This window comes from Micromonospora sp. NBC_00860, from assembly GCF_045207375.1.
Classification (GTDB): domain Bacteria; phylum Actinomycetota; class Actinomycetes; order Mycobacteriales; family Micromonosporaceae; genus Micromonospora; species Micromonospora vinacea.
Genome location: NZ_CP108825.1, coordinates 6,585,637 through 6,610,742 on the forward strand (window position 1 = coordinate 6,585,637; position 25,106 = coordinate 6,610,742).

Consider the following 25,106-nt stretch of genomic DNA (forward strand, 5'->3'; position numbering starts at 1 on the left):
CTGCCTATTGTTGGGCGGCGCGAACGGCGGCGTAGGCGTCGACCTGGCCGGCGCCGGTGACGTTCGACGGGCCACCGCAGGCGTCGGAGGGGCTGTCGGAGCGGTAGGTGGGCGTCGCCGCCGTGGCGGTGTCCCGGAGGATCTGCCGGGTCCGGGTCACGTCGCCGACCAGTGCCGGGTTCGCCGACCACATCAGCGCCACCACCCCGGCCACCTGGGGGGTCGCCATCGACGTGCCGTCCAGCGCGGCGTACGTGCCGCCCGGCATGGCCGACACCACCCCCACCCCCGGTGCCAGCACGTCCGGCTTACCCGACCCGCCCGGCACCGGTCCGCGCGAGGAGAACTCGGCGACCCGCCGCTGGGCGTCCACAGCACCCACCGTCAGCACGTCCGCGTACGGGGCTGGCGGATCGTCGATCGACGCGCACCACGGGCCGGTGTTGCCGGCCGCGGCGACCACGAAGATCCCGGCGGCGTCCAGGGCGGCGGTGGCCGGCCGCAGGACCCGCTGGTCGCAACCCTCGATCGACGGGCAGCCCCACGAGTTGGTCAGCACGTGCGGGGCGCGCTCCGGCCGGCCGTCGGTGAACGGGTCACCGCCGGTCGGAAAGGGCGCCAACATGAACTGGAGACAGTCCAGGTAGTGCGCGGGGCTGCCCAGGTTGCGATCCAGGTTGACGCAGCCCACCCACTGCGCGTCCGGGGCCACCCCGATGCCGTCCCGACCGACCGCGCTGCCCACCGTGTGGGTGCCGTGCCCACCCTGGTCGGTCGGGCGCCGGGTGTCGTCCCACGGGTCGTACCAGGAGTCGTCGCCGCCCCGGAACCCGGCTTGCAGCGCCGGATGGGTGCCGTCCACCCCCGAGTCGGAGCTGCCGACCACGATGCCCGTGCCGGTGACCCGAAGTTGGGACCACACCCGGTCGGCACCGATCTGGCGGATGTTCCACTCCGGGCCGGTGGGCTTGGGCGCGCTGCCCCGGTTCTGCCCGGCCGGGGCCGGCAGCGGGCGCAGGCGCTGGCTGACCAGCACCCGGGCCACCTCCGGTCGGCGGGCGAGCCAGGCCCGCACCGCCGGGCCGCCGTCCACCTCGACAGCGTTGACCAGGTAGTACGACACCGGGTCGAGTCGCAGCCGGTTCAACCCCCGCAGCAGGTCGCGCTGGCTCTGCTCGGCGGTCGTCACCAGCCGCCGGTAGACCTCCGCCGCGCGGGCGTCCCGCCCGGCCCGACCCGGCGCGCCGGCCGGGAGGCCACCCAGGTCGGCCTGCGCGCGCAGCACCACGAAGAGCCGCTCGCCGTACAGGCCGGGCTGACCGGGGCCGAGATCGACCACGCCGAACGCCACCAGCAGCACCACGGCCGCCACCGCGGCGGCCCGCCTGTTCGGGGTACGTGCCGTCGGCCGGGCGAGCAGTACCCCGTACCCGATGGCGACCAGGACCGCGACGGCGAGCCCGACGCCGGCCGCGGCCGCCACCCAGAACGGGACGTCGCGGGTACCGACCAGCAGCAGGGTGATCTCTTCCGGGTCGGTGAAGGCCAGTGGGCCGAGCGCCGCCAGGCCCACGAGCCAGCCGGTCGCGGTCCGGCCGGCACGGGTGGCCTCGGCCGGGTCGGCGCCGGACCGCCAGGTCGCCGCCCAGAGCGCGGCCAACGCGAAACCCACCGGCGGCACTGTCAGCAGCGCTGGCAACTGCGCGCCGGACTGGCCGGCCCCGGCCGCGAGCAGCAGCAGCGCCACCCCGGCGACCAGGCCGCCCACCAGCACCAGCCGAGCCGGCCGGGGCGGTCGCCCCACCGCGAACAGGGACCAGAAGGGGGCATCCAGCAGGGTCGCGGCCAGCACCCCGAGCGCGGCGGCCGCCAGCAGCGCGAGTGCGGTCTCCAGGAGGCCGCCGAGCGCGCCCAGCCAGGCCCACGGCAGCAGCAGCGCCAACCCGGCGGCAACCGCGAGCAGCGGCACGGGGCCGGGCCGGCGCACGCGCCGCCCGACCGGCTCCGCGTTCCCGGTGGCCTCGGGCCGCGTGGCGTCGCCGTTTCCGGTGGGTGCCGGGCCGCCGACCGAGCCGACCAGCCCGGGGTACGCCCACCGGCGCGCCGACCAGCGCACGGTGAGTGCGCTGAGTAACGCGACGCCGGCCAGCGCGGCGAGGTACGCCTCGTGGTGCACAGGTGGCACGACACGCAGCAGTGTGAGCACGCCGAGAGCGAGTGCCCCGATCAGCCAGGCCCGCCCGGTGGCCCGGACCGCTGCCGATCGGGGCAGCACGGCAAGCAGCAGGGCGGGCGTGCCGAGCAGCACCACGGTGGCCAGGCCGAGCACCGGCCAGAGCCAGCCGAGCCGGTCCCGCCCGAAGCCCAGCAGCACCTGATCGGTGAGCCAACCACCGGTCTGGGTGCCCACTGTGACCGCAACCGTCCAGCAGCCGACGAACACGGCAGCGACCACCGGCCACGGGCTGGCCCTGCCTGCCGGTGGCGTGGGGGGAGGCGGCATGTGACCCGCGGGTGGCGGAGGCCCGACCTGCATGACTCGCACAGTACGGGGCGGGCGGCGAATGTCGGCACGGTGGCACGGCGGTTACGGTGGACGGGTGCGCGACCCCAATATCTCCCGATCCGTCGCCGGTCAGCTCTCACCGGTCCGCCGTGCGTCCGACCTGCGTCGACTGCGTGCCGAGCGCTTCGACGTGCTGGTCATCGGGGGCGGGGTGACCGGAGCCGGCGCGGCCCTGGACGCGGCGTCCCGGGGCCTGAAGGTGGCGCTGGTCGAGGCGCGTGACCTTGCCGCCGGCACCTCCAGCCGGTCCAGCAAACTCATCCACGGTGGCCTGCGCTACCTGGAGCAGTTGGAGTTCCACCTCGTCCACGAGGCGCTCACCGAGCGCGGCCTTCTGGCCACCCGGCTCGCGCCGCACCTGGTACGCCCGGTGCCGATCATGGTGCCGCTGCCGGCCGGGCGGGGCCTGCGGGACCTGCCGGCCCGGATCTTCCGCCGCTCGTACTACGGCGCGGGAGTGGCCGCGTACGACGCCTTCGCCGGGGTCTTCGGCGGTGGCCGGGGCATGCCCCTGCACCGGCACCTGACCCGGGAGGGCGCGCGACGGATCTTCCCGAGTCTGCGGGCCGACGCGCTCGCCGGGGCGATCCGCTACTACGACGGGCAGGTCGACGACGCCCGGCTGGTGGTCACCCTGGCCCGCACTGCGGCCAGCCTCGGCGCCACTGTGGTGAGCAGTGCCCGTGCCGTCGGGTTGATCCGGCAGGCGCGCGAGGTGACCGGCGTCCGCGTCCGGGACCTGGAGGCGCCGCCGGGCTCGCCGAACGCGGAGTTCGAGGTGCAGGCCCGTACCGTCATCGCCGCCACCGGTGTGTGGAGCGACGACATGTCCCGGATGCTCAACGACGTGGGCCTGCGGCCCGGCGTCCGGGTGCGCGCCTCCAAGGGGGTCCACCTGGTGGTGCCCCGCTCGGCGATCACCGGCGAGACGGGGCTCATCCTGCGTACGGCGAGTTCGGTGCTCTTCGTCATCCCGTGGGGTGGGCACTGGATCATCGGCACCACTGACACCGACTGGCGGCTGGACCGTTCCCACCCGGCCGCCTCGGCCCGCGACATCGACTACCTGTTGCAGCAGGTCAACACCGTCCTGGACCGGCCGCTGACCACGGCTGACATCGAGGGCGTGTACGCCGGGCTGCGGCCGCTGCTGGCCGGCGAGGCGGACTCCACCTCGAAGCTCTCCCGCGAGCACGCGGTCTTCGAGCCGATGCTCGGGCTGCTGCTGGTGGCCGGTGGCAAGTACACGACGTACCGGGTGATGGCGTCCGACGTGGTCGACCGGGCCGCTCGCCGGCTCGGTGGCGCCCGCTCGTCGCGCACCGCGGACCTGCCGCTGCTCGGCGCCGACGGGTACCCGGCGATGTGGCGGGACCGGGCCGACCTGGCTCGCCGGCACGGCGTGCCGGTGGGCGTGGTGGAGCACCTGCTGGAGCGGTACGGCACCCTCACCCTGGACCTGCTGGCGCTTGTCGACGCCGATCCACTGCTGGCGTCTCCGCTGGCCGGTGCCCCGGAGTACCTGGCGGCGGAGGTCGCCTACGCGGCGCGGGCCGAGGGAGCGCTGCACCTGGAGGACGTGCTGACCCGGCGGACCCGGATCTCGTTCGAGACCAGCCACCGGGGGTTGGAGTCGGCGGAGCACACAGCGGAGTTGATGGGCGCGGTGCTCGGTTGGGACGCGGCCACCCGGGCTCGCGAGGTCGAGCACTACCGCGCCCGGGTGGAGGCGGAGCGGCAGTCCCAGTTGATGCCGGACGACGCGGCGGCGGACGCGGCCCGGCTCGGCGCTCCGGACGTCCGGGGTTACGCCGCTGACCGGGGCGACGACGATCAGGTGGAGCTGCGCCCGTCCGCTCGATGACGAATTGCGACGTTACCGATGGGTAACCATCGATACCGGCCCGGATGGTGGTTTCGAACGCTACCTACGGTGGGGTAGGTTTCCGCGCGTGCTACCCCGCGCGCGCCCTCGTCTGCTCGTAACTCTGCTCGCCGTCGCGCTCGTCGGCGCCCTGACCGGGTGCTCACTCCTCGACCGGGACAAGCCGAGCACCCCTGCGGCGCAACCGACAGCCGGCACCGCTGGTGGCGGATCCCAGCCGGAGATCCCCACCACTGTCGCCGCCGGTCAGGTCAGCCTGCTCCAGCGGCTCGGCGAGGACGGGCCGATGCGCACCCTGAGCGTCGAGCGGAACGGCGCGTGGCAGTGCGTCGACTGCGCCGGCGACGGCGTGACCTCCCGGGGCACCCTCGCCCCGGAGCTGACCGAACGGCTCCAGGTGCTGCTCGCCAACCCGGGGCTGGCCGACGAGACCGATCAGGCCCGGCGGTACCGGACCACCTGCATCGACGCGCTGACGTCCAGCCTCATCACCTCGACCGGGCTGATCACCTCGCAGGACTGCCCGGGTGAGGAACTCACCCCCGTCGCCGGGGAGATCCTGCTGCTGCTCACCCAGGCCACCCCGGCCGAGGTCAAGGGCTGACCCCAGCCGGTCAGAGCACCTTGCCCGGGTTGAGTAGGCCAGCCGGGTCGAGCGCCGACTTGATCGCCTGATGCACCCGGACGCCGACCGGCCCGATCTCCCGGGCCAACCAGTCCCGCTTGAGCAGCCCCACCCCGTGCTCGCCGGTGCAGGTGCCGCCCAGGTCCAGGCCGAGCCGCATGATCTCGTCGAACGCCCGCCGGCCCCGCTCCACGCTCGCCGGATCGGCCCGGTCGACCACGATGTTCGGGTGCATGTTGCCGTCCCCGGCGTGCCCCACCACGCCGATCGGCACGTCGCACTCGGCAGCGATCCGGGCCACCCCGTCCAGGAGCGCGGCGAGTGCGCCGCGCGGCACCGCCACATCGTCGATCACCAGGCCGCCGTTGCCGCCCGGGTAGGAGTCCGCCGCGAACTTCTCCATGGCAGGGTGGGCCAGCCGGCGAGCCTGGAGCAGCGCCGCCGCCTCCACCGCGTCGGTGGCCGCGTAGACCTCGTCGGCGCCGACGGCCTCGCACACCTCGGCCAGCACCGCCAGGTCGTCGGCCGCCCGGGCACCGGTGTCGGCGGCGGCCAGCAACAGGGCCTGCGCGTCGGTCCGCAACCCCATCGGCTGGTACGCCTCGATCGCCCGCAGGTGGGTCTGGTCAAGCAACTCCAGCAGGCTGGGGGTGAGCCCGCGAGCCGCGATCTCGGCCACCGCCGCGCCGGCAGTGGCGGTGGATCCGAAGACTGCCACCAGGGTCAGCGACTCGGCCGGAGCGGGCCGCAGCGCCACTGTCACCTCGGTGATCACGCCGAGGGTGCCCTCCGAGCCGACGAACAGCCGGGTCAGGTCGTAACCGGCCACCCCCTTTGCCGTACGCCGGCCGGTGCGCAGCACCTCGCCGGAGGCGAGCACCACCTCCAGGCCGAGCACGTACTCGGTGGTCACGCCGTATTTCACGCAGCACATGCCGCCGGCGTTGGTGGCCACGTTGCCGCCGATGGTGGACGACTCCCAGGAGCCCGGGTCCGGCGGGTACCAGAGGCCCTGTTCGGCCACCGCCCCGGCCAGCGCCGCGTTGACCACCCCCGGTTGGACCACGGCGATCCGGCTCACCGGGTCGATCTCCCGGATCTCGGTCATCGCGACGGTGCTGAGTACCACAGCGCCGTCCACAGCGTTCGCCGCGCCGGCCAGACCGGTCCGCGCGCCCTGCGGCACCACCGGTACGCCGTACCGCGCCGCCGCCTGGACCACGGCGACCACCTGCCCGGTGTCGCGCGGGCGGGTCACCACCAGCGGGACGCCGGCGGCGCACAGGTCGGCCTCGTCCCGCTGGTGCATGCGCAGCAGGTCCGGGTCGGTGAGCACGGCGTCGTCACCGAGCGCGGCGCGCAGGTCGTCGAGGAGCGCGGTGGGGGCCATGCAGCCGAGGCTAGGTCGCCGACCGGCGATCATCAACATGATCGACTGCGCGGGATAACTTGGGCACCATGCTCTACCTGGACCGGCCGGCCTGGCCGTGGCGCGGTCGGCTCTGGTCGCACCTGATCAGTGACGTCTCGTACGCCGAGCTGCACGCCTTCGCCGAGACGCTCGGCGCGCCCCGGCGCGGCTTCGACAGGGACCACTACGACATTCCGGCCGACAGGTTCGCGGCGGCGGTGTGGCTCGGCGCCCAGGTGGTGCCGAGCCGGGAACTGGTCCGGTTGCTCCGCGCCGCCGGCCTGCGCCGACCGAAGCACCTGGTCAGCCCGCGTTCTCCGGCTCCCCGGTGAGAGCGGCCAGCTCGCGGCGCACATTGTCCCGGGCGGGCTCTTCCCACCGGCTCGCCAGCGGTGGCGACCGGAACAGCGCGGGCAGCGACAGCAGGCCGGTCAACACGGCGGCCCGCCCAGCCCGGAAGGCCGGCTCCGGCACGTGGGCGTACTCCCGGCGGATCGCCGCCGCGTACCGCTCGTAGCGGGCCGGCGGCGCGGCCAGCACGGCCAGGTCCGCGTCGCAGAGCAGCGCGCCGTCCCGGTCGCCCGGTGCCACAGTGTGCCCGGCGGTGAGCAGGACCAGCCGACGCACCTCGGCCACCATGGGCGCCGGCACCCCGAGCCCGGTGAGCATGCTCTCGGCCAGTGCCGCGCTGTCCCGTTCGTTGGCGTCGCCCGCCGCCCGGGGGTCGTAGACCGCGTCGTGGAACCAGGCCGCCAGCCGCACCAGGTCGGCATGAGCGGCCAGGTCGGTGTGCTGGTCCACCACGTCGAGCACCGCCGTCAGGTGGGCCAGCGTGTGATAGTGCCGGTGCGGCTCCCGCCACCTGACGATCAACTGCTCGCCGGCCCGGGTGGTATCCGGATCGGGGCTTGCGCCGGCGCCCCGGGCCGCCGCCCGCCACCGGTCCAACAGATCAGCCACCGCCCGAGTCTGCCGCATCCGCCCGCGACGCGCGGGAAGGGAGGATTCAGCGGGGCCACCACGGGTAGTCGCGCCCATGGCCGTGGCCCGGGACAAGCGACAGCCGATGGTGCGACGTACCGCGCTGCGCCAAGGACTGGTGGACATCGACGGCGCGCGGATCGCCGAGGCCACCGAACAGCTGCGGCACCGCGGTCGCGCCACCCTGCACGACCGGCTGCACCGGGTACGGATGGCCGGCGGACTCGCTGTGCAGGCCGGGCTGGCTGCCGGGCTGGCGTACCTGATCTCGCACAAGCTGCTCGGCAACCCGCAACCGGTCTTCGCGCCGATCTCCGCGGTCGGCACGCTGGCCGCGTCTGTCGGCCAGCGGTTCCGCCGGACCATCGAGTTGATCGTCGGGGTGGGAGTCGGGGTGGCCGTCGGCGACCTCCTGATCTACCTGCTCGGCACCGGGGCGTGGCAGCTCGGCCTGGTGGTCACCGTGGCGATCCTGCTCACCATCTTCGCCGGGGCGAGCGTGGCCATCGTCATCCAGGCGGCGGCCACGGCGGTGCTGATCGTGACGCTGAGCCCGTCGACCCAGAACCTGGAGATCCCCCGCTTCGTCGACGCGTTCCTCGGCGGTGGGATCGCGCTGCTGGTCACGGCGGTGTTGCTGCCACTGAACCCACTGCGAGTGATCAACCGGGCCGCCCGACCCGCCCTGGACCTGCTCGCCGCCCAACTCGACGCCACAGCGGACGGGCTGCGTAACCGGAACCGCGCCACCATCCAGGCCGCCCTGGAGAGGCTGCGCAACAACAAGGAGGAACTGGCCACGCTGGGCGAGGCCATCGAGGGGGCGAAGGAGACCGCCACCCTCTCCCCGGCCCGCTGGCACCGCCGCGACGAACTGACCCACTACGCGGAGGCGGCCGACCCGATCGACCGGGCGATGCGCAACAGCGGCACGCTGATCCGCCGGTCCGTCACGTTGATCGAGGACGAGGAACCGGTGCCCGATCCGATGCCGGACGCGGTCGGCCACCTCGCCGAGTCGGTCCGGCTGCTCAAGCACGAGTTCGCGTCCGGTGAGGAGCCGGAGAAGGCCCGGGAACGGTCGCTGCGGGCGGTCAGCGAGGCCGGCCGGGCGTACGGCGCCGGGGTCGGTTTCTCCGGCAGTGTGGTGGTCGCCCAGATCCGCACCACAGCGAGCGACCTGCTGGTCGCCTCCGGGATCGAGCAGGAGGAGGCGAACCGGTGGATCCGCACCGCCTTCGGCGAGCAGGAGCGCCCGGTCGGTGAGCCCGCCGAGCACGACGAGGCACCGAAGCCACCCACCGCCCCGCCGGTCGGCTGAGCGCGGGCCACCCCCGGGCCTCAGCCCAGCTCGGCCAACGCCGCGAGCAGCCGGTCCACCTGGGCCGCCGTGCTGCCCAGCCCGATGCTGGCACGCAGCGCGGTGGGCGGCAGGTCCCGCCGACCGGTACGCCCTGCCGCCTCGCTGAGCAGACGCCGGGCCAGCGGGTGGGCACAGAACAACCCGTCCCGTACGCCGATGTGGTGCTCGGCGGCCAGCCGGGTGGCCACCTCGGTGGAGTCCCAGCCGGCGACCACGAACGAGACGATGCCGACCCGGGGCGCGTCCGGGCCGAAGGTGCGCAGCTCGACGACGTGCGGCAGGGCGGCCAGGCCGGTGCGCAGCCGGGCCAGCAGGGCCTGCTCGTGGGCAGCCAGCGCGACCTGGTCCGCCTCGTCGAGCGCCGCGCACACCGCCGCCAGCGCAACAGCGCCGAGCAGGTTCGGGGTGCCGCCCTCGTGTCGGGCCGGGCCGGTCGCCCAGGTCACGTCGTGGGTGGCCGGCCCGACGTGGCTGGTGGCCCCACCACCGGCCAGGTACGGCGGCGCGGCGTCCAGCCAGTCCGCTCGGCCGATCAGCACTCCTGCGCCGAACGGCGCGTACAGCTTGTGGCCGGACACCGCCACATAGTCGACGTCGAGCGCGAGCAGGTCGACCGGGGCGTGCGGGGCGAGCTGCGCGGCGTCGAGCACGATCCGGGCGCCGTGCCGGTGGGCCACCCGCGCCAGTTCGGCGACCGGCCACCGCTCGCCAGTCACGTTGCTCGCACCGGTCACCGCGACCAGCACCGGCAACGCCGGGCTGCTGCCCCGGCGCAGCTCGGTGAGGGCGGCGGCGAGGTCGCGTACCGCCCCGTCGGGGTCGCTGGGCACCGGCAGCCGCACCGACCCGCGCGGCCAGGGCAGCAGGTTGGCATGGTGTTCGCCGGCAAACGTGACCACCGTGGTGCCGGCTGGCACGGCCCGCGCCAGCAGGTTGAGCGCGTCAGTCGTGTTGCGGGTGAAGATCACATGATCGTCGGCGCGAGCGCCGAAGAAGTCGCCGATCGTCTGCCGGGCCTGCTCGTACGCGAGGGTGCAGCGCCGCGACAGCGCTCCCGCCCCGCGATGCACGCTGGCGTACCAGGGCAGCAGTTCGGCCACCGCGTCGGCGGCGGCCCGCGCGCACGGTGCGCTGGCCGCGTAGTCCAGGTTGATCTCGCCGGGCACGCCGAGGACGTCGAGCGGCGCGGACGGCGCCGACGGCACGGCGGGCAGGGTGGGCAGCGAGGGGATGAGAGTGACGGACACGCCGGAACCTCCGGGGTCAGGGACCCCGGGTGCGGCATCGGGACGGGGTCCGCGCTTGCCCAGCACACCGATCGGGCTGGGCCCGGTCATCACCCGGGGCACCCCACCGCGAACTCGACGAGGGTTGCCGGCCAGCAAGCCGGGGCTTGACGCTGGCGCTCGTGACCTGCCGGCAGCATAGCGGCTACCGATGCGGCCGAACCAGTCGGCGGCGGATGGCTACGCTGACCGCATGGCCGACACCCCGCCCGGTTCACCTCTGCCGCCGTCGCCCGCCGCCCCGCCCGCGCCCGCCGCTCCGCCGGAGGGTGAGGCGCCCCGGATGCCGCTGCGCCGACTGGGCTGGCGGCGGTTCCTGGCGCTGGCCGGGGTGGTGCTGCTCATCGCGGCGTGCGCGGTGTTCATGGTCTTCACGCTCGGCCAGTCGCTCGGTGCGCAGGCCCTGCTGATCGGGGTGGTCGCGGCCATCCTGCCGGTGCCGGTGCTGGTCGCCTGCTTCCTCTGGCTGGACCGGTACGAACCGGAGCCGCTGAAGTACCTGATCTTCTGCTTCGCCTGGGGTGCGTTCGTCTCCACCGCCGCCTCGCTCACTGTGAACGACTTCGCGGCCAACCGTTTCGCCGACTGGGGCCTGCCGTCCGCGCTCACCGGGGTGCTGGTGGCGCCGTTCATCGAAGAGCTGACCAAGGCGCTGGGTCCGATCCTGCTGCTGGTGTTCCGCCGCCGCGAGTGGTCCGGGATCACCGACGGCCTGGTCTACTGCGGGCTCGCCGCGGTCGGCTTCGCGATGGTGGAGAACATCCTCTACCTGGGCGGGTTGGGGTACGCCTCCGGGGCCGACCGCTACGGCCCGGCCACCGGCATCCAGCAGGTCATCGCGATCTTCATCCTTCGGATCCTGCTGTTCGGGTTCGCCCATCCGCTTTTCACCTCGATGACCGGTGTGGGACTGGGCATCGCCTCCCGGACGGCCGACCGGCGCATCCGGGTGCTTGCCCCGATCGGCGGCCTGCTGCTGGCGATGATGCTGCACGGCACGTGGAACCTGCTGCCCACGCTGACCCAGGCCACCGGCGAGGCCATGATCATGCTGTACGGCTTCCTGGGCCTCATGGTCCCGGTCTTCTTCGGCACCGTCGGGTTGGCGCTGTGGCTGCGCGCCTGGGAGGGGCGGCTCACCGAGCGGGTCCTGCCCGACTACGTCCGCGCCGGCTGGCTCAGCCCACCCGAGGTGGCCGCGCTGAGCAGCCTCGGCCGGCGGCACGCCGCCCGCAGTTGGGCACGGCGGGTGGCCGGCGACGCCGGGGTGCGGGCGATGCGGGGTTACCAGTCCGCCGCCACCCGGCTGGCCCTGCTGCGCGACGGGGCGCTGCGCGGCCTGGACCGCAAACCCGCCGACCAGGAGCGAACAGCCCGCGAGGAGCGGGAGCTGCTGGACGCGATCACCGCGTACCGGTCGTTCTTCGTGGGTCGGGACCCGCAGGCCCCGGCGGGGGTCTGGGACGGCAGCCGCTACCACCTGCGCTTCCCGGACGGCTCGCAGCGCCCGGTGGACGCGCCGGACGAGCCGGTGGTGCCGATCCCGGTGGTGCTGGCTCCCGCTCCGGTTCCGGTGGGTTACGCCCCACCCGGCTGGCCCGGCCCGCGATCGACGCCGCCCTGGCCGCCGACGCACCCCTGACGCTGACGGGCAGGTCGGCGGAGCGGCTCAGGCCAGTAGCGAGGTGAGGAAGTCACCGAGGCCCTGGAACATCGCGATCAGCGCGGCCCCGATCCCTCGGAACATCTGCGCGGCGCCGTCCGGCCGAAAGGCCATGAAGTAGATCAGGAACGCGACACTGCCCCAGGTCAACAGCTTCTTCACGAATACCGGCATCGTCCCTCCCCAGGGCCACGGTCGCCGGATGGCTTCCCGTCGTACGGCTGGGCAAACGGTGCGCGACGGGGCCTGGTGGCCGGGGGAGGTGCGTCAGAGGTAGAGGCCGGTCGAGTCGTTCTCGATCCGCTCGGCGGCCACGGCGTGCACGTCCCGCTCCCGCAGCAGCACGTAACCGCGGCCGTGCAGCTCGACCTCGGAGCGGTCGTCCGGGTCGAAGAGCACCCGGTCGCCGGAGACGATGGCGCGGACGTTCGGCCCGACCCCGACCGCCGTGGCCCAGGCGAGGCGCTTGCCGACCGCGGCGGTCGCCGGAATGACGATGCCGGCGGTGGAGCGGCGTTCGCCCTCGCTGCCCTCCATCCGCACCAGCACGCGGTCGTGCAGCAGGCGGATCGGCAGGCCGGCGTCGAGATCGTTGTCGGCGGTCACGCCGCAGACGCTACCGTGTGGCCGACGGCGGCCTGCCGGTGGTTACGCCGGAGATGGTCGGGGCATTGTGTGGCGGAACCGCCCTACGGTGTCAGGAACGGACGTATGCTGTCCGACCTGTCGCCGTCGGCGGGCCGGGTTTTCTGCCAGGAGGTGCGCTTGAGCCGCTTCGAGCGGGTACGCGGGCGGCTTCGCCGCGCCTACCAGTCACGACAGGAGTCGCCGCGCGTCGACGAGGGTGCAACGAACGACGCGCTGGACGAGGCGTCGGAGGCGGCCCGGGTGGCGTCGCCGGCCGTGCCGGGGCCGACCGCGCCGCCGACCGCGCAGGTCTACGGCGCGGAACCTCCGGTGGACCTGCACAGCTCCACCTCCAGTCGGGACGACGCCGACGTTCCGCACGGGCTGCGGATCGCCGCCGCGTGGTGTTGGCGACTGATCGTGATCGGCGTGGTGGCCTGGGCCCTGGTGGTGATCGTCAGCACGATCAAGATCGTGATCATTCCGCTGGCCATCGCTCTGCTGCTCTCCGCGCTGCTCGCCCCGGCGGTGGGCTGGCTGCTGCGGGCTCGGCTGCCCCGGTCGCTGGCGACGGCTGTGGTGTTGGTCGGCGGCCTGGCCGCGGTGATCGTCACGCTGACGCTGGTGGTCAACGAGTTCATCCGCGGGGTGCCGGAGCTGAGCGAGAAGTCGTCCCAGGGTGTCCGGCAGATCCAGAACTGGCTGAAGACCGGCCCGCTGCACCTCTCCGACACCCAGCTCGACCGCTACATCGACGAGGCGCAGGCCTGGATCAACTCCAACACCTCCAATCTCACCAGTGGCGCCCTGAGCACCGCCGCGACGCTGGCCGAGGTGCTGACCGGCACGTTGCTGGTGCTCTTCGCGACGTTCTTCTTCCTGCGCGACGGCAATCGGATCTGGCGTTTCCTGGTCCGGCTGCTGCCGGTGGCCGCCCGGTGGAAGGTCGACGACGCGGGTCGCGCCGCCTGGCACACGCTCGGCGCCTACGTCCGGGCGACAGTGCTTGTCGCCTTCATCGACGCGGTCGGCATCGGCATCTTCCTTGTCGTCTTCGACATCCCGTTCGCCTTCCCGCTGGCGGCGCTGGTCTTCCTCGGCGCGTTCATCCCGATCGTCGGTGCGGCGCTCTCCGGCGGCGTGGCAGTCCTGGTGGCCCTCGTCGACAGCGGTCCGGGGATCGCGTTGATCATCCTCGGTGCGGTGATCGGCGTGCAGCAGATCGAGGGGCACGTGCTCCAGCCGCTGATCATGGGACGGGCGGTCGCCCTCCACCCGCTCGCCGTGATCATCGGCATCGCCGCCGGTGTCGTACTCGCCGGGATCACCGGCGCGCTGGTCTCCGTGCCGCTCATCGCGGTGCTGAACACCGCGGTCCGCCGGCTTGCCGCCCGACGGGTCCCGGACACCCCGCCCGACGCCGTCGTGGTCGCCGCCCAAGCCCCCTAGACCCGCCTTCGGGTCAGGACTTGGCCAGGCGCTCCAGGGCGCCCCGGGCCACCTCGGGGCGGGTCGTGTACCAGAACGGGGGCAGCGAGCGGCGCAGGAACGGCCCGTAACCGCGGGCCGTCTCCAGCCGCGAGTCGAGCACCGCGACCACGCCCCGGTCGCCGGTCGCCCGGATCAACCGGCCCACACCCTGAGCCAGTCGCACCGCAGCGATCGGCACGCTGACCGCCGCGAAGCCGGAGCCGCCGCCCGCGTCCACGGCCGCCGCGCGGGCAGCCGCCAGCGGTTCGTCCGGGCGGGGGAACGGCAGCCGGTCGATGACGACGAGCTGGCAGGCGTCACCCGGCACATCCACCCCCTGCCAGAGTGACATCACCCCGAACAGGCAACTGGCGCGCTCCTCGCGGAAGCGACGCACCAACAGCGGCAGCGCCTCCTCACCCTGGAGCAACACCGGCAGGTCGGTCCGCGCGCGCACCAGCTCCGCCGCCTGCTGCGCGGCCCGCCGGGAGGAGAAAAGCCCGAGAGTACGACCACCGAGCGCCTCGACCAGCCCGAGCAGTTCCTCTCCGGCAGCCTCGGGCAGCCCGGAGACGCTGGGGCGGGGGAGGTGCGCGGCGACGTACAGGATGCCCTGCCGGGCGTAGTCGAACGGCGAACCGACGTCGAGTGACCGCCACCCGGGGCCCTCGGTGGCCGGTACGACGGCGTTCGTTGTGACGTCGCCGGCGAGGCGACGGCCCGGCGCCTCGGCGGCCGGCCGGCCCGGCCCGGTGCGGGCGGCAAGCGCGGCCGCGGCGGGGGTCGGCGGGGCGGGCGGTGGCGCGTCCAGCCCGAGAGCGCGGGCGACAGTGTCGAACCGGCCGCCCAGCGCCAGGGTCGCCGAGGTGGCCACGACGGTGCGTTCGTCGTACAGGTGGGTGGCGAGGGTGCCGGCCACCGAGAGCGGCGCGACCACCAGCGCCCGGCGGCTGCCGCTGTCGTTCTTCTCCACCCAGGCCACGTCGTGGTCGCCCTCCTCCAGCAGCCGCTGCGCGGTGGTGGAGAGCTCGTCCAGGGCGGCCTTGGCCTGCTGCTTGCGGACCGGGTCGGGGTCGTCGGACTTCACGTCGCCGATCGCGTCCAGGGCGGAGCGGGTCGCCGCGTCGAGCAGCGTGCACGCCTCCCGCAGTGGCGTCGGCAACCCCGAGGTGATCCGCCCGGCCGGCGCCTCGGCCAGGCCGACCGCCAGGGCGTCACCGGCGGCGGTGAGCGCCTCGGCGGTCTCCGGGCGCAGCAGCGTACGGGCCCTCCGGGTGGTCCGGTCGATCAGCTCCGGCACCAGCTCCGCCTGAGCCGCGGAGGAGACCCGGTCGGCCAGCTCGTGCGCCTCGTCGACGATGAGCAGCTTGTGCGGCGGCACGATGTGCCGGTCGGCGAGCATGTCGACAGCGAGCAGGCTGTGGTTGGTCACCACGATGTCGGCCTCCCGGGCGCGGGCCCGCGACGCCTCCGCGAAGCACTCCTGCCCGAACGGGCAACGGGTCGCCCCGACGCACTCGCGGGCCGGCATCGACACGAGCCGCCAGGCCTGGTCGTCGACGCCCGGGTCCAGCTCGTCCCGGTCGCCGGTGGCGGTCTTCTCGGCCCAGTCACGCAGCCGCTCGACCTGCTTGCCCAGCCGGCCCGCCTCACCGAGCCACTTCGTCCCGCCGCCGGGGCGCGCCGCGGGGGCGTCGAAGAGGGTGTCCTCCGGCTCCTCCTCGGTGGAGTTGTCCAGTCGGGCGAGGCAGAGGTAGTGGTGGCGGCCCTTGAGGACGGCGAAGGTGGGTCGACGGCCGAGCACCGGCTCGACCGCGTCGGCGAGCCGGGGCAGGTCGTGGTCGACCAGTTGGGACTGCAACGCCAGGGTGGCCGTGGAGACCACCACGGGGCCGTCCACAGTGAGCGCCGGCGCGAGGTAGGCCAGCGACTTGCCGGTGCCGGTGCCCGCCTGCACGAGCAGATGCTCGCCCTCGGCCACGCACTCCTCGATCGCCGTGGTCATCTGCAACTGGCCGGGGCGTTCCGCGCCACCGGGCACCGCGCCGACCGCCGCCGCCAGCAGCTCCGTGCCACTGGGCCGGGCACCCCGCCGCCGCCCCTTGGCACGGGCCGACGGGGTGGCGGAACCGGTGGCGGTGCGGGGCGGAGTCACCGTGCGACGGTACCCGGCGCCGCCGACACCGGCCGCGCCCATCCGCCGCGTGGCGCGATGCCGACCGGGCCGGCGTCGCGGCCGACCCCGTCCGGTTACGGCCGCGCTACGACGCGTTGGGCCGTATCGGTTAGGGTGCGAATCATGCCGAGCGACATGGTCCGCGTGATCTACCGCAAGTACGACGGCAGCGCCCACCGCGACTACCCGGCCCGCCGGCTCACCGAGGACGATCTCGGCATCTGGCTCGGCGTGCCCGAGGGCACCGAGTCCGTCTACCACGGCCGGCCCTCGGTGGAGAAGATCCCGTTCGTGCTGCTGGTGCCACATCGCGCCTGGTGGACGGCCATGTTCAACCCCCCGCCCCGCACCAGCGAGGTCTACTGCGACATCACCACCCCGGCCCGCTGGGAGTCCGACGACGTCGTCCACCTGATCGACCTGGACCTGGACGTCGTCCGGCGTCGGGCCACCGGCCTGGTGGAGCTGCTCGACGAGGACGAGTTCGCCGAGCACCGGGCCCGGTTCGGCTACCCGGACGACGTGGTGGCCGAGGCCGAGGCCGCGGCTCAGCGGCTGTTCGGGGCCCTGGGCGACGGCACCGAGCCGTTCGCCACCGCGTACCGCAAATGGTTGGCCCTGGTGGTCTGAGGCCGCGCCCGGTCGGGCCGGCTCACCAGCGTGGTGGCCAGCCGTCGGCGGCGTCCAGCGCCGGCAGGTCGGTCAGCTTCTCCGGGTTGAGCTGGTTGTAGATGGCGGTGATCCGGCCCTGGTCCACGGCGAACGCGGTGACCAGACGGATCGGCCGCCCGTCGCTGTGTGCCGTCTCCAGTTGGAGGCCGAGCGCGCCGTCGACGAGGACGGGCCGAGCCAGCACCCGGTCGGCGTACCGGCCGGTCCGGCCGAACAGGCCGAGCGTGAGGCGGCCCACGGCGTCCGCGCCGAGCACCGGCCGGCGGGCTGCCGGGAAGTGCCCGCCCGAGTCGCCGACGAAGACCACATCCGGAGCGAGCACCTTGAGGAGCTGGTCCAGCTCACCGGACTCGGTGGCGGCGACGAACGCCTTGAGCACCCGGCGCTGCTCGGCCGGGTCGGCGGTGTGCCTTGGCACGTCCGGCGCGCTGACCGCCCGACGGGCCCGGGAGGCGAGCTGCCGGGCGGCCACCTCGGTGGTGCCGAGCACCCCCGCGACCTGGGCGAACGGCAGCGCGAACACGTCGTGCAGCACCAGGGCGACCCGTTGCTCCGGCGCGAGCCGCTCCAGCACCACCAGCAGCGCCGTGCCGACCTGGTCGGTGCGGACCGCCCGCTCCGCCGGGTCGGGCGCGTAGCCGTCGGCCGGCGGTCGGTCGCCCAGCTGGCTCACCACCGGCTCCGGCAGCCACTGCCCCGGGTACGCCTCCCGGCGGACCCGGGCCGAGCGGAGCACGTCCAGGCAGATCCGGGCGCAGGCAGTGGTCAGCCACGCGGACAGGTCACGGATCTCGGCGCGGGCCGCCGGGTCGGCCAGCGCCCCGGCGTAGCGCAGCCAGGTCTCCTGCACCGCGTCCTCGGCCTCGCTGCGGCTGCCCAGCATCCGGTGGGCCACCGCGAGCAGTCGGCCCCGCTCGGCCTCGAACTCCGTCGCCAGTTCCCGCACGACCCACCACCCCTTCCGGTCGGCGTCCCCGGCCTACATCCTCCCGCCGAGCGGGCGCGCCGGCAGCCCCGCGACGGCCCGGCGGGCCGAAACCTCCGGCGGACGGAGGTTGGGGGCGCCGGTCGGCGGGCCAGGTCCGGGGGGTGGCGCCCGGCGGGCGGAATGGCGGTGGTTGGGCGATGATCCGTGCATGAGCGAACCCCAGCAAGGGCGGATCGCGGCACCGGACGCCGGCTCCGTGCGGGACCTGCTGCGGGTCACCGCGCCGGTGGATCTCGGCGCGATCGACCCGCGGTCCATGCCCGGACTGCCAGAGGCCGCAGGCCGTGGTGAGCACCGTAAGACCTGGGCCCGGGAGCAGGTGGAACTGGTCGGCGAGGAGCTGGGCCGGCAGCAGGAGATGCTCTTCGCGATGGCGAAGACCGGGTCGGAGCGGCCGGGGCACCGGGTGCTGCTGGTGCTCCAGGCCATGGACTGCGGCGGTAAGGACGGCACGATCAAGCGGGTGGCCGGCGCGATGAACCCGCTGGGCCTGCACATCCGCTCGTTCGGGCCGCCGACCCGCCAGGAGTTGCGGCACGACTTCCTCTGGCGGATCCGTCGGGAGCTGCCGCCGCCGGGGTACGTGGGGATGTTCAACCGTTCGCACTACGAGGATGTGTTGATCGCCCGGGTCGGCTCACTGGTGCCGGAGACCACCTGGCGGGCCCGCTACGACGAGATCAACTCGTTCGAGCGGGAGTTGACCGAGGGCGGCGTCACAGTGATCAAGGTGATGCTGCACATCTCGTACGACGAGCAGGGCAAGCGCCTGCTGGACCGGCTCACCGACCCGCGCAAGCACTGGAAGTACAACCCCTCCGACATCGACTCGCGGGGGCACTGGGACGACTACCAGGCCGCGTACGCCGAGGCCCTGAGCCGGTGCGGCACGGACGCCGCGCCCTGGTTCGTGGTGCCGGCGGACCGCAAGTGGTACCGGGACTGGGCGGTGGCCCACCTGCTGCGTGAGACGTTCGACACGCTCGATCTGGGGTATCCGGCTGCCGATTTCGACGTGGCGCGGGAGCGGAAGCGCCTGTTGGCTGGGGGAGCGGGTGCGGGTGGGGCAGCCGAGATGAACGGCAGGTGAACGAGCGGTGAATGGTGCCTGGCCAGGGGTGGGCCGGCGAATTCCCCGTTCTGCCGTTTCCTAGCATTCACCGAGCGGGCGCTCTCGGGTGCCGCCACCCTTCCACCGACGCGACGAGGTCTGTGCTGTGAAGTTTTCCTTCCGCCCCACCGAGGGCGCCTTCTACGAGCTCTTCACCAGGGCCGCGCAGAACCTGGTCCGGGGTACCGCGCTGCTCAACGAGCTGGCCCTGCCGGGCGTGGACGTGCAGTCGGTCAGCGAGCGGCTGACCGAGGTCGAGCACGACAGCGACCAGATCACCCACGACCTGTACAAGAAGATCAACTCGACCTTCATCACCCCGTTCGACCGGGAGGACATCTACCGGCTCGGCTCGCTGCTGGACGACGTGATGGACCACCTGGAGGCGGTCGGCGACCTGCTCTACCTGTACGGGCTGACCGAGCTTCCGGCGCTGCCCCGCGAGCTGCACGAGATGGTCAACGTGCTCGACCAGCAGGCCAAGCTGACCGCCGACGCGATGCCCCGGCTGAAGTCGATGAAGGACCTCGAGGACTACTGGATCGAGTGCAACCGGCTGGAGAACGAGGGCGACCGGATCAACCGGCAGCTGCTCGTCCGGCTCTTCTCCGGTGAGTACGACGCGTTGACGGTGCTGAAGATGAAGGAGGTCGCCGACGAGCTGGAGGCCGCCTGCGACGCCTTCGAGCACGTGGCCAACACCGTCGAGACCATCGCGGTCAAGGAGTCCTGATCCTGTGACTGTGACACCCGAACTCATCGCCGTGCTGGCGGTGATCGGGGTAGCCCTGGCGTTCGACTACACCAACGGCTTCCACGACGCCGCCAACGCGATCGCGACAAGTGTCTCCACCCGGGCGCTGACCCCTCGGATCGCCCTCGGGCTCGCCGCGGTCGGCAACTTCATCGGCGCCCACTTCGGCGCCGGTGTGGCCAAGACCGTCGGCGACGGCCTGGTCACCCTCCCCACCGGGGTGAGCAGCCTCGGTGTGGTCTTCGCCGGGGTGCTCGGGGCGATCGCCTGGAACCTGATCACCTGGTACTTCGGGCTGCCCTCGTCGTCCTCGCACGCGCTCTTCGGCGGCCTGGTCGGCGCGACCCTGCTGTCCACCGGCGGCATCGTGCAGTGGGTCAACATCGGCGAGAAGGTGCTGTTGCCGATGGTGCTGTCGCCGATCGTCGGCCTCACCCTCGGTTACCTGCTGATGCTGGCCATCCTGTGGCTGTTCCGGAAGGGGCAGCCGGGCAAGCTCAACCGGGGCTTCCGCTGGGCGCAGACCGCCTCGGCGGCCGCCATGTCGGTCGGCCACGGCATGCAGGACGCCGCCAAGACCATGGGCATCGTGGTGCTGGCGCTCTACACCGGTGGTTTCCAGGAGAGCAAGACGCACATCCCGGGCTGGGTGTTCTGGACCTCGGCGACGATGCTGGCCCTCGGCACGTACGCCGGCGGCTGGCGGATCATCCGCACCCTCGGACGCAAGATCATCGACCTGGGGCCGCCGGAGGGCTTCGCCGCCGAGACCGTCGCCAGCGCGGTGCTGTACTTCAACGCCCTGGTGCTGAAGGCACCGATCTCCACCACCCACACCATCACCTCGGCGATCATGGGTGTGGGCGCGACCAAGCGACTCTCCGCGGTTCGCTGGAACGTGGCCGGCAACATCGTGCTCGCCTGGATCATCACGTTCCCGGCCGCCGCGTTGATCGCCTGCGTCACGTACCTGCTGGTCCGGCCGCTCTTCGGCTGAGTCTTTCTAAAAGGGCCCCCGGTCACGGCGAGACCGTGACCGGGGGCCCTTTAGCTGTTCACACGTAGCGCACGCCGATCTGCTCGCGGACCGTGTCCAGCAGGGCCATCACCTCGAGGGTCGTGGCGTGCGGCACCGCCGGGCTCTCGGTCAGGCCGGCGGCCAGGCAGCGCTGCACCTCGATCGCCTCGTACTGGTAGCCGTTGCCGGCCCCGTCGGCGACGATCGTCTCCGGCTCCGCGCCGGCCCGGTGCACTGTCACCGAACCCGGCCGGAAGAACGGCTCCGGCAGGTCGATCCGCCCCGTGGTGCCGGTGATCGAGGCGGTCTGGCCGCTCAACCCGACCATGCCGCAGCTCAGGGTCGCCAGCGCGCCGCTGTCGTAGCCGAACAGCATGCCGGTGTTCTCGTCCGTCCCCTCCGGGCCGAGCTGCGCCCAGGACCGGATGTGCTGCGGCACCCCGAGCAGCAGGTGAGCCAGGCTGATCGGATAGATCCCCAGGTCGAGCAGGGCGCCCCCGCCCAGCGCCGCGTTGCGCATCCGGTGCTCCGGCGGGAACGGCCCGGCCACCCCGAAGTCGGCGCGGACGCCGGTCACCGTGCCGATCGCCCCGTCCGCGATCAACTCGACCACCCGCAGGATCAGCGGGTTCAGCCGCATCCACATGGCCTCCATCAGGAAGACCCCGGCGGCGCGGGCAGTCTCGATCAACTCGGTGCTGGTGGTCAGGTCGAGGGTGAACGGCTTCTCCAACAGCACCGCCCGCCCGGCGGTGAGGCAGGTCATCGCCGCCTCGTAGTGCGCGGAATGCGGGGTCGCCACGTAGATCGCGTCCACCTCCGGGTCGGCGGCCAACTCCACCCAGGAACCGTAGGCGCGCTTCGCGCCGTACGTGTCGGCGAAGCGCCGGGCGCTCTCCGCGGCGCGGGAACCGACCGCCACCAACTCGGCGTCCGGCACCAGCCGGAGGTCTTCGGCGAAACGGCTGGCGATGTGGCCGGTGGCCAGGATGCCCCAACGAGTCATGCCGGAACGCTAGCCGAGCCAGGTGAACCCCCCGCTGCCCGGCCGCCGGCCGTCTCATCCGTCGGGGCCCGCCGCGCTCTTGGCCGCCCGCCGTGCTTCTGGCCCCCTGTCGCATCCCGCGGTCGCCCAACCACCCTTACCCACGTCCTTTGCTCTGCTTCAACCGGCGCAACAGTGACCGGGCGTTTTTGTTGCCTCTGTTGAAGCAGAGCAAAGGACGCGTGTGGGGGTCGCGTCTGCTGGCCCGCGTCTGCCGGCCAGCGCCGGCTGGCCGGGGAACTAGGCTCGTGGCATGACGATCGACAGTGCCGGCTTCGTCGCCCCGGCCGCTCTGGTCGAGCACGCCCGCCGGTTCCAGGCCGAGGGCGGCACTCCGGCCACGCCGCGGGTCGCGGCCACCGTGCTGCTGCTGCGTCCGACCGACGCCGACTTCGAGGTGTACGTCATCCGCCGGGTCGCCGCGATGACCTTCGGCGGGATGTACGCCTTCCCGGGCGGCGGGGTGGACCGTTCCGACTCGGAGGCGCACCTGGACTGGGCCGGCCCGACACCGGGCGAGTGGGCGGACCGGCTCGGAGTGGCCCCGCAGGCCGCGCAGGCGGTGGTCTGCGCCGCCGCGCGGGAGGTCTTCGAGGAGGCCGGCGTACTGCTCGCCGGCCCGAACCGGGAGACCGTGGTGGGCGACGTCAGCGGCGACGACTGGGAGGCGGCCCGGCAGGACCTGGAGGGCCGCCGGCTGGGCTTCGCGACGCTGCTCGCCGACCGTCAGCTCACCCTCCGATCGGACCTGCTGCTGCCGTGGAGCCGGTGGATCACTCCCGAGTTCGAGCCGCGCCGCTTCGACACGTACTTCTTCATTGCCCTGTTGCCGGCGGGACAACGGACCCGCGACGTCTCCGGCGAGGCCGACCACACCCTGTGGATCCGCCCGGCGGACGCGCTGGCCCGCGCGCAGGCCGGCGAGCTGACCATGCTGCCGCCGACAGTGGTCACGCTGGCCCAGGTGGCGGCGGCCGGCGACCTGGCCGGGGTGGCGCGGGCGGCGGCCGACCGGGACGCCGCCAGCCCGGTCACCCCGCGCCTTGACCTGCCCCCGAACGGCGAACCCCGCTTCGTCCTGGGCTGACCCCTGCCCGCACCGGGACCGCGCCGCCCCCGCTCCGCGATCTTGCACTTTCTGTCGCGACACAAGGGGCAGCTCACCCATATCGACAACCGAAACTGCAAGACGCTTCTATGTATGTGGTGATCGGTTCGGCTGGTTGCCGCTAGGTTCGGCGTCGATGATCGCTTGGGTGGCTCATTGCCGATCCGGCCGCTCGGAGTGCGGGTGTGCCTTGTGCAAGACCTGTCCCCAGGTGGTCGTCGGCGCCGGCTCGGCCCACCTTGCTGGCCTGATCAGAAGCCTGCCCGTGCGAGCACACGTGGCCCATCACAGATTTGCCGCCGAGGTGACTGCATCCCGAGCCGACGCCGACTGTCCCGGTCGTCACTGGCAAAGGAGTAACAACCCGAGATGGCACAGATCGTAGAGCGGGTCACGGATCGCTATGACGTGGTGGTGGGGGTGGACACCCACACCGACACCCACACCGCTGCCGTGCTCGACCGGTTCGGGGCGGTGCTGGCGCAGGTCACCGTGTCCACCGACGCGGACGGGTTGAGCCGGCTGGTGGCCTTCGCCGCCGCGCACACCCCGCCGGACGGGCGCCGGTTGTGGGCGGTAGAGGGCACCCGGGCGCACGGTCAGGGACTGTGTCGGCTGTTGAGCGCTGCCGGTGAACCGGTCTGCGAGGCACCCAAACCCGCCCCGGCGGTCCGCCGCCGGGGCGGGAAGTCCGATCAACTCGACGCGGTCGCCGCCGCCCACGCGGTGCTGGCACTGTCCACCGACCATATCGCTGTGCCCCGCAGCGACGGACCACGCGAAGCGCTGCGTCTGCTGCTGGTCTGCCGCCGCCACCACAGCGACGCGCGCACCGCCACGGTCAACCTGGTCAAAGCGCTGATCCTGACCGCCGACGACGCCCTGCGCCACGCCCTACGCGGGCTGAGCACCACCCACCAAATCACCTACCTGACCGCCCTCGACCTACCCGAGAGCACCCACCTGCCCACCGAGGAACACACCCGCCGCCGCGAACTGGGCACCCTCGCCCGTCACATCCACACCCTCGACGCCGCACTGGCCGACAACCACCGACGCCTCCGCGCCCTCGTCACCGAACTCTGCCCACCCCTGCTCGACCAACCCGGAGTCGGACCCGTCACCGCCGCGATCGCCCTCACCGCCTGGTCACACCCCGGCCGCGTCCGCTCCGAAGCCGCCTACGCCACCCTCGCCGGCGCCGCCCCCATACCCGTCGCCAGCGGCCGCACCGACCGACACCGCCTCAACCGCGGCGGCGACAGAACCCTCAACAGCGCCCTACACACCATCGCCCTGACCCGCCGCCGCATCCACCCCGAAACCCGCGACTACATCAACCGACGCCGCGCCCAAGGCCGCACCACCAGAGAAATCAACCGCTGCCTCAAGCGCTACATCGCCCGACAGCTCTACCGCACCATCACCACCCACCACCGCACCCCTTGACAACCCCCACTCACAGATCGGCGCGATCTTGCTCACCGAGCACGGCGGGGCGGGGCTGGGCTGGGCTGGAGATGGCACCGGCGCCCACGCCGGAAGGCGGGGCGCCGGTGACCGGACGTGGTCGGCTCAGCCGAAGCGGCCGGTGATGTAGTCCTCGGTCTTCTTCACGCTCGGGTTGCTGAAGATCTTCTGGGTGTTGTCGTACTCGATCAACCGGCCCGGGTCGCCGGTCTTCTCGATGGAGAAGAAGGCGGTCCGGTCCGACACCCGCGCGGCCTGCTGCATGTTGTGCGTCACGATGATGATCGTGAACTTGTCCTTGAGCTGGAACATCAGGTCCTCGATCGCCAGCGTGGAGATCGGGTCCAGGGCGGAGCACGGCTCGTCCATCAGGACGACCTGCGGCTCGACCGCGATGGTCCGGGCGATGCAGAGCCGCTGCTGCTGACCGCCGGAGAGACCCGCGCCGGGCTTGCCCAGCCGGTCCTTGACCTCGCCCCACAGGTTCGCGGCGCGCAGGGCCTTCTCGGCCGCGTCCTCCAGGATCGACTTCTTGCGGACCCCGTTGAGCTTCAGCCCGGCCACCACGTTCTCGAAGATGCTCATGGTGGGGAACGGGTTCGGCCGCTGGAAGACCATGCCGATGGTGCGCCGGACCGCTGTGACGTCCACGTCCCGGTCGTAGATGTTCTGGTCGTCGATGGTCAGGCTGCCCTCGACCCGGGCCCCCGGCAGCACCTCGTGCATCCGGTTGATCGACCGCAGGAACGTCGACTTGCCGCAACCGGACGGCCCGATGAGGGCGGTGACCGTCTTCGGCTCGACCGTCAGGTTGATGTTCTCGATCGCCTTGAAGCCGCCGTAGTACGCGGTGACGTTCGAGGCGGAGACGCGCTTGGCCATGGTGG

At 72.9% G+C, this 25,106-nt stretch carries 21 protein-coding genes, 2 pseudogenes and 1 riboswitch; of the genes and pseudogenes, 12 read left to right on the forward strand and 11 right to left on the reverse strand.

Annotated elements, in window-relative coordinates; translation table 11 throughout:
• Positions 1–4: 4 nt before the first annotated feature.
• Entirely contained in the window at positions 5–2,536 is a 2,532-nt protein-coding gene (locus OH804_RS30370) for a S8 family serine peptidase (protein ID WP_406061058.1), read from the reverse strand.
• Between the two features lie 79 nt (positions 2,537–2,615).
• Here OH804_RS30370 and OH804_RS30375 point away from each other — a divergent pair, with 79 nt between their 5' ends.
• Together OH804_RS30375 and OH804_RS30380 are read left to right on the forward strand one after the other, a co-directional pair.
• A complete protein-coding gene (locus OH804_RS30375) occupies positions 2,616–4,430 on the forward strand; it encodes a glycerol-3-phosphate dehydrogenase/oxidase (protein ID WP_196924670.1) in 1,815 nt (604 codons plus the stop codon).
• Positions 4,431–4,518: 88 nt separating this feature from the next.
• On the forward strand, positions 4,519–5,055 hold the full coding sequence (locus tag OH804_RS30380) for a hypothetical protein (RefSeq protein ID WP_196919997.1): 537 nt from the start codon (positions 4,519–4,521) through the stop codon (positions 5,053–5,055).
• A gap of 10 nt (positions 5,056–5,065) precedes the next feature.
• On the opposite strand, the gene OH804_RS30385 is transcribed toward OH804_RS30380, so the two are convergent.
• On the reverse strand, positions 5,066–6,466 hold the full coding sequence (locus OH804_RS30385) for an FAD-binding oxidoreductase (RefSeq protein ID WP_196919996.1): 1,401 nt from the start codon (positions 6,464–6,466) through the stop codon (positions 5,066–5,068).
• A 68-nt stretch (positions 6,467–6,534) separates the two neighbouring features.
• Between OH804_RS30385 and OH804_RS30390 the strand changes: the two genes are divergently transcribed.
• On the forward strand, positions 6,535–6,819 hold the full coding sequence (locus OH804_RS30390) for a DUF4031 domain-containing protein (protein ID WP_196919995.1): 285 nt from the start codon (positions 6,535–6,537) through the stop codon (positions 6,817–6,819).
• Here the strand turns inward: OH804_RS30390 and OH804_RS30395 are convergent.
• The gene (locus OH804_RS30395; protein ID WP_196919994.1) at positions 6,791–7,447 is read right to left on the reverse strand and encodes a metal-dependent phosphohydrolase; all 657 of its coding nucleotides are present in this window, start codon (positions 7,445–7,447) and stop codon (positions 6,791–6,793) included. The two genes, OH804_RS30390 and OH804_RS30395, sit on opposite strands and share 29 nt — an antisense overlap.
• 106 nt (positions 7,448–7,553) lie before the next feature.
• On the opposite strand from OH804_RS30395, the gene OH804_RS30400 reads away from it, so the two are divergent.
• Positions 7,554–8,789, forward strand: a complete 1,236-nt coding sequence (locus OH804_RS30400; RefSeq protein WP_196919993.1) for an FUSC family protein — start codon at positions 7,554–7,556, stop codon at positions 8,787–8,789.
• A gap of 20 nt (positions 8,790–8,809) precedes the next feature.
• Here OH804_RS30400 and OH804_RS30405 read toward each other — a convergent pair whose 3' ends face one another.
• Positions 8,810–10,078 carry an aminotransferase class V-fold PLP-dependent enzyme gene (locus OH804_RS30405; RefSeq protein ID WP_372432938.1) on the reverse strand — a complete coding sequence of 423 codons (1,269 nt, stop codon included), beginning with the start codon at positions 10,076–10,078 and terminating at the stop codon, positions 8,810–8,812.
• Positions 10,079–10,124: 46 nt separating this feature from the next.
• A riboswitch (SAM riboswitch) is annotated at positions 10,125–10,245 on the reverse strand.
• Positions 10,246–10,268: 23 nt separating this feature from the next.
• Between OH804_RS30405 and OH804_RS30410 the strand changes: the two genes are divergently transcribed.
• Complete coding sequence (locus OH804_RS30410; protein ID WP_406061062.1) at positions 10,269–11,759, forward strand: PrsW family intramembrane metalloprotease; 1,491 nt, start codon at positions 10,269–10,271, stop codon at positions 11,757–11,759.
• Positions 11,760–11,786: 27 nt separating this feature from the next.
• Here the strand turns inward: OH804_RS30410 and OH804_RS30415 are convergent, their stop codons facing one another.
• A complete protein-coding gene (locus OH804_RS30415) occupies positions 11,787–11,954 on the reverse strand; it encodes a hypothetical protein (RefSeq protein WP_167362445.1) in 168 nt (55 codons plus the stop codon).
• Between the two features lie 93 nt (positions 11,955–12,047).
• Positions 12,048–12,386, reverse strand: coding sequence for a co-chaperone GroES (locus OH804_RS30420; RefSeq protein ID WP_030327790.1), 339 nt, complete (start codon positions 12,384–12,386; stop codon positions 12,048–12,050).
• Between the two features lie 105 nt (positions 12,387–12,491).
• On the opposite strand from OH804_RS30420, the gene OH804_RS30425 reads away from it, so the two are divergent.
• Entirely contained in the window at positions 12,492–13,856 is a 1,365-nt protein-coding gene (locus OH804_RS30425) for an AI-2E family transporter (RefSeq protein WP_406061065.1), read from the forward strand.
• A gap of 13 nt (positions 13,857–13,869) precedes the next feature.
• Here OH804_RS30425 and OH804_RS30430 read toward each other — a convergent pair.
• Both OH804_RS30430 and OH804_RS30435 read right to left on the reverse strand, forming a co-directional pair.
• A pseudogene (locus OH804_RS30430) lies at positions 13,870–14,565 on the reverse strand (ATP-dependent DNA helicase); the annotation flags it as partial.
• Positions 14,566–14,676: 111 nt separating this feature from the next.
• Positions 14,677–16,074 (reverse strand): annotated as a pseudogene (locus OH804_RS30435) (ATP-dependent DNA helicase); the annotation flags it as partial.
• A gap of 102 nt (positions 16,075–16,176) precedes the next feature.
• Between OH804_RS30435 and OH804_RS30440 the strand changes: the two are divergent.
• Positions 16,177–16,683: a DUF402 domain-containing protein gene (locus OH804_RS30440; RefSeq protein WP_196919989.1), complete on the forward strand. Its 507-nt coding sequence runs from the start codon at positions 16,177–16,179 to the stop codon at positions 16,681–16,683.
• 22 nt (positions 16,684–16,705) lie between these two features.
• On the opposite strand, the gene sigJ is transcribed toward OH804_RS30440, so the two are convergent.
• Positions 16,706–17,671: an RNA polymerase sigma factor SigJ gene (gene sigJ, locus OH804_RS30445; RefSeq protein WP_406061068.1), complete on the reverse strand. Its 966-nt coding sequence runs from the start codon at positions 17,669–17,671 to the stop codon at positions 16,706–16,708.
• Positions 17,672–17,861: 190 nt separating this feature from the next.
• On the opposite strand from sigJ, the gene OH804_RS30450 reads away from it, so the two are divergent.
• From OH804_RS30450 to OH804_RS30460, 3 genes are all read left to right on the forward strand, one after another.
• Positions 17,862–18,803, forward strand: a complete 942-nt coding sequence (locus tag OH804_RS30450) for a PPK2 family polyphosphate kinase (RefSeq protein ID WP_406061070.1) — start codon at positions 17,862–17,864, stop codon at positions 18,801–18,803.
• A gap of 127 nt (positions 18,804–18,930) precedes the next feature.
• Positions 18,931–19,557 carry a DUF47 domain-containing protein gene (locus OH804_RS30455; protein WP_053655020.1) on the forward strand — a complete coding sequence of 209 codons (627 nt, stop codon included), beginning with the start codon at positions 18,931–18,933 and terminating at the stop codon, positions 19,555–19,557.
• A 10-nt stretch (positions 19,558–19,567) separates the two neighbouring features.
• Positions 19,568–20,575, forward strand: coding sequence for an inorganic phosphate transporter (locus OH804_RS30460; protein ID WP_196924668.1), 1,008 nt, complete (start codon positions 19,568–19,570; stop codon positions 20,573–20,575).
• Between the two features lie 58 nt (positions 20,576–20,633).
• Here the strand turns inward: OH804_RS30460 and OH804_RS30465 are convergent, their stop codons facing one another.
• Positions 20,634–21,602, reverse strand: a complete 969-nt coding sequence (locus OH804_RS30465) for a Gfo/Idh/MocA family protein (RefSeq protein ID WP_196919986.1) — start codon at positions 21,600–21,602, stop codon at positions 20,634–20,636.
• A 292-nt stretch (positions 21,603–21,894) separates the two neighbouring features.
• Between OH804_RS30465 and OH804_RS30470 the strand changes: the two genes are divergently transcribed.
• Positions 21,895–22,728 (forward strand): NUDIX hydrolase, encoded by an 834-nt coding sequence (locus tag OH804_RS30470; protein ID WP_406061072.1) that lies wholly within the window; start codon positions 21,895–21,897, stop codon positions 22,726–22,728.
• A 390-nt stretch (positions 22,729–23,118) separates the two neighbouring features.
• A complete protein-coding gene (locus OH804_RS30475; RefSeq protein WP_406061074.1) occupies positions 23,119–24,198 on the forward strand; it encodes an IS110 family transposase in 1,080 nt (359 codons plus the stop codon).
• Between the two features lie 126 nt (positions 24,199–24,324).
• Here the strand turns inward: OH804_RS30475 and pstB are convergent, their stop codons facing one another.
• Positions 24,325–25,101 carry a phosphate ABC transporter ATP-binding protein PstB gene (pstB, locus tag OH804_RS30480; protein WP_196924667.1) on the reverse strand — a complete coding sequence of 259 codons (777 nt, stop codon included), beginning with the start codon at positions 25,099–25,101 and terminating at the stop codon, positions 24,325–24,327.
• Between the last annotated feature and the right edge of the window lie 5 nt (positions 25,102–25,106).

Excerpts from the sequence above, each read along its gene's own strand:
- OH804_RS30370 (WP_406061058.1), bottom strand. The coding sequence starts at position 2,536 with ATGCAGGTCGGGCCTCCGCCACCCGCGGGTCACATGCCGCCTCCCCCC.
- OH804_RS30385 (WP_196919996.1), bottom strand. The coding sequence starts at position 6,466 with ATGGCCCCCACCGCGCTCCTCGACGACCTGCGCGCCGCGCTCGGTGAC.
- OH804_RS30390 (WP_196919995.1), top strand. The coding sequence starts at position 6,535 with ATGCTCTACCTGGACCGGCCGGCCTGGCCGTGGCGCGGTCGGCTCTGG.
- OH804_RS30400 (WP_196919993.1), top strand. The coding sequence starts at position 7,554 with ATGGTGCGACGTACCGCGCTGCGCCAAGGACTGGTGGACATCGACGGC.
- OH804_RS30410 (WP_406061062.1), top strand. The coding sequence starts at position 10,269 with ATGCGGCCGAACCAGTCGGCGGCGGATGGCTACGCTGACCGCATGGCC.
- OH804_RS30415 (WP_167362445.1), bottom strand. The coding sequence starts at position 11,954 with ATGCCGGTATTCGTGAAGAAGCTGTTGACCTGGGGCAGTGTCGCGTTC.
- OH804_RS30425 (WP_406061065.1), top strand. The coding sequence starts at position 12,492 with ATGCTGTCCGACCTGTCGCCGTCGGCGGGCCGGGTTTTCTGCCAGGAG.
- OH804_RS30440 (WP_196919989.1), top strand. The coding sequence starts at position 16,177 with ATGCCGAGCGACATGGTCCGCGTGATCTACCGCAAGTACGACGGCAGC.
- OH804_RS30450 (WP_406061070.1), top strand. The coding sequence starts at position 17,862 with ATGAGCGAACCCCAGCAAGGGCGGATCGCGGCACCGGACGCCGGCTCC.
- OH804_RS30465 (WP_196919986.1), bottom strand. The coding sequence starts at position 21,602 with ATGACTCGTTGGGGCATCCTGGCCACCGGCCACATCGCCAGCCGTTTC.
- OH804_RS30470 (WP_406061072.1), top strand. The coding sequence starts at position 21,895 with ATGACGATCGACAGTGCCGGCTTCGTCGCCCCGGCCGCTCTGGTCGAG.
- OH804_RS30475 (WP_406061074.1), top strand. The coding sequence starts at position 23,119 with ATGGCACAGATCGTAGAGCGGGTCACGGATCGCTATGACGTGGTGGTG.
- pstB (WP_196924667.1), bottom strand. The coding sequence starts at position 25,101 with ATGGCCAAGCGCGTCTCCGCCTCGAACGTCACCGCGTACTACGGCGGC.